Source organism: Mesorhizobium sp., assembly GCF_005063415.1.
Taxonomy (GTDB): Bacteria; Pseudomonadota; Alphaproteobacteria; order Rhizobiales; family Rhizobiaceae; genus Mesorhizobium.
The window spans coordinates 1-2,250 of the sequence record NZ_SUEG01000145.1 but is presented as its reverse complement, the minus strand read 5'-3'; the positions used below and the strand labels follow the sequence as shown (position 1 = coordinate 2,250).

Annotated in this window: 3 protein-coding genes; 2 read left to right on the top strand and 1 reads right to left on the bottom strand. The window is 62.8% G+C overall.

What is annotated here, in order from left to right; all coding sequences use genetic code 11:
• Positions 1 to 533, top strand: a 533-nt coding sequence (locus E5W70_RS26260; protein WP_292663957.1) for a hypothetical protein, incomplete at its 5' end; no start/stop codon positions are given.
• Between the two features lie 179 nt (positions 534 to 712).
• Entirely contained in the window at positions 713 to 1,054 is a 342-nt protein-coding gene (locus E5W70_RS26255; protein WP_292663955.1) for a hypothetical protein, read from the top strand.
• A gap of 64 nt (positions 1,055 to 1,118) precedes the next feature.
• On the opposite strand, the gene ggt is transcribed toward E5W70_RS26255, so the two are convergent.
• A partial coding sequence (ggt, locus tag E5W70_RS26250; RefSeq protein ID WP_292663953.1) for a gamma-glutamyltransferase occupies positions 1,119 to 2,250 on the bottom strand: 1,132 nt, incomplete at its 5' end.

Here is a 2,250-nt window from a genome sequence, read left to right as displayed (position 1 = left end):
TGCGTCAGGGGTTCCTCGGCGTCGTCGCGCGGCAGGAACCCCGCCGTACCGTGGAGGGCCGGGGGGCCTCACAGGCAGTTTCAATGCGAACAATCAGCAGACTTTTCGATTCCCTTGACCAGGCGGCGCGTGCCGTCGAAACGCTTCAGGCGGCAGGAATTGCCCGCCATCAGATCAGTGTCATCGGACCCTACGATGACGAAATCGACGCCGTCTTACGCGGTCCAGGCACCGGTGCCGCCCTTGGCGCGGCAGCCGGTTTGTTGGCCGGCCTCGGCGCCTTTGACATGCCCGGCATCGATCCCCTCGGCGCGGGATGGCTGGCATCGGCGCTCGTCGGTGCAGTCTTGGGCGGCGTTACCGGCAGACTTCTGGGGAAATTGTCCGAAATCGGCAAGCAGCCGGGCCAGCGGGATGCCGAACAAGGTGTGATCCTGGTGCTGGCGCATGTCGATGAAAGGCAGGCCGACACCGCACAGGCGGTGCTTGGGGCTTCCATTCAGGCGACGCAGTCTTTGGCCAGGGCGGCTTGAAGATTCAGCTCGGGCAAAGCGCTTGACCAGGCCGCGCAACGGGCCGATCAAAAGCGCGCACCCAAAAATCTCTGGCAAGCCGCCGCCAGAAAGTGTTGAACACCGTGCCGATCACATTCGGCGAGCGGTTGCGCTCGGCGAGGCTTGATGATTTGCTGTCGGTTTGCGGAGAACGAATAATGCATGAGCCTGTCGGTCAAGACGAATATGGGTCGACCAGCCCGTTCGATCCGGACGATCTGTCGAGGTTGAACGCGATCGGCCCGAGCGCCGGCAGCAACGATTTCGAAAAATACGCAGTCGCCGTGATCATCGTGTTCGGCGCCCTGATCATCGGTGGCCTGATGGCTGCCGGCTTGAGCTTCGGGCGCCGCAGCACCTTCTTTTTCGCGCTTGGCGGCGCCACCGCGGCATGGATATCCGGCAATGCGCTTCTGCTCGACCGGCCGCGCATCTACGCGCTGTTCGTCGGCATCGCGGCGCTGATGCTGATCGCGTCCACGATCGCGCTGGTCACCTGATTCAGAGCGAAATCTTCTTGTTGACCGTGATCTTATCCGAAAACCGGTCCCCACTTTTTGGGGTCTAATACCCGATAGCTTTGCCGGATGCGGCGCGGCTGTCGATGGCGCCATTGTAGCGGGCGCCGCCACCCTTCTCGATTTCCGCCAGGCTCTTGCCGCCGACCAGGATGCCGGCCGCCTGGCCCCAGGTCGCCTCGGCAAGATCGAGGCGGTAGCCCATGCCGGTGAGCAGCTTTTCGGTATCGGGCGACAGGCCGAAAGGTTCGATATAGACCGTGTCGGGCAACCATTGGTGATGGATGCGCGGTGCGTCGATGGCCTCCTGGATGTTCATGCCGTGGTCGACGACGTTGACGATCGCCTCCAGCGTGATGGTGATGATGCGTGAACCGCCGGGGCTGCCGATGACCATGAACGGCTTGCCGTCTTTGGCGAGGATGGTCGGGCTCATCGACGACAGCGGCGTCTTTTGCGGCGCAATCGCATTCGCCTCGCCCTGGACCAGGCCGTAGAGATTGGGCACGCCGGGTTTCTGGGTGAAATCGTCCATCTCGTTGTTGAGCAGAATGCCGGTGCCGGCGGCGACAACGCCGGCGCCGAACGAGCCATTCAGCGTGTAGGTTACCGCGACGGCGTTGCCGTCATTGTCGATGATCGAATAATGCGTCGTCTCGCTGCTCTCGCCAAAGCCCTTCGGCATCAGTTCCTGCGAGACGCCGGCCCGGAACGGATCGATCTTTTCGCGGATTTCCCTGGCGTAATTCTTGTCGAGCAGTTTTGCGACCGGGTTGTCGACGAAGCCGGGATCGCCGAGCGCCGAATTGCGGTCGACATAGGCGTGGCGCATCACCTCGACCATGACGTGAACCGTCTCGGCCGAACCGGCGCCGAGATAGGACAGCGGATAGAACTCAAGCACGTTGAGGATCTCGCAGATGATGACGCCGCCGGAGCTCGGCGGCGGCGAGGAAATGATCTCGTAGCCGCGATAATCGCAGGTCGCCGGCTTGAGCTCGCGCACCGCGTAGTTTTCGAAATCGGCCCTGGCCAGAATGCCGCCCTTCTCGCCGCTCGCTTTGACGATAGCGTCGGCGGTCGCGCCTTTGTAGAAGGCATCCGCCCCGCGTTCGGAAATGGCGGCAAGCGAAGCCGCGAGATCGGGCTGAACGAGGCGCTCGCCGACGGCATAAGGC